Annotated in this window: 1 protein-coding gene; it reads right to left on the bottom strand. The window is 69.2% G+C overall.

From position 1 onward, the window contains the following. Positions 1-420, bottom strand: a 420-nt coding sequence (locus FK530_RS25285; protein ID WP_269434195.1) for a dihydrofolate reductase, incomplete at its 3' end; no start/stop codon positions are given. Positions 421-546: the final 126 nt, after the last annotated feature.

The following is a 546-nucleotide window of genomic DNA, read 5'->3' as shown; positions in this document are numbered from 1 at the left end:
CGGGGCATGCACGACGCGGCCGGAGTGACCCCGCGCCGCGACTGCATCCAGGTCCAGGTAGGTGACCACCAACTCCTCGACCAGGTCCATGGCGTCGGAGTAGACGCGTGCGCCGCCGGTGATCCACACCGTGGGGGCGCCGGTCTCCTCAGCCACACGCATGCCCAGGTCCACCGACTCCTCCAGGGAGGTCACGACGTGGGCACCTTCGGCGACGTAGTCCTGTCGAGTGGTGATGACGATGTTGGTGCGTTCGGGCAGCGCCCCACCCAGGGCCTCCCAGGAGGCACGGCCCATGATGACCGGGCAGCCGCGGGTCTCGCGGCGGAAGTGTGCGAAGTCGGCGGGGACGTTCCACAGCATTCCTGTACCCGTACCCAGCACACCTCGTTGGTCCTGGGCCCAGATGGAGGCGAGCACTGGCAGGTGCCCCGTCAGATCCTCACCCCGGGTGGCGCCTCCAGAGGGCGCTCTCGAACCCGCCTGTTCCTGGTGCCGGCTCACACGGCCACCGACGCCTTGATGGTGGGGTGGTGGCGGTAGTCC

Origin of the sequence: Tsukamurella conjunctivitidis, assembly GCF_007858475.1 — a bacterium.
GTDB lineage: Bacteria > Actinomycetota > Actinomycetes > Mycobacteriales > Mycobacteriaceae > Tsukamurella > Tsukamurella conjunctivitidis.
Note: the sequence above shows the minus strand (reverse complement) of the source record. Positions and strands in the feature narration are given on the sequence as shown.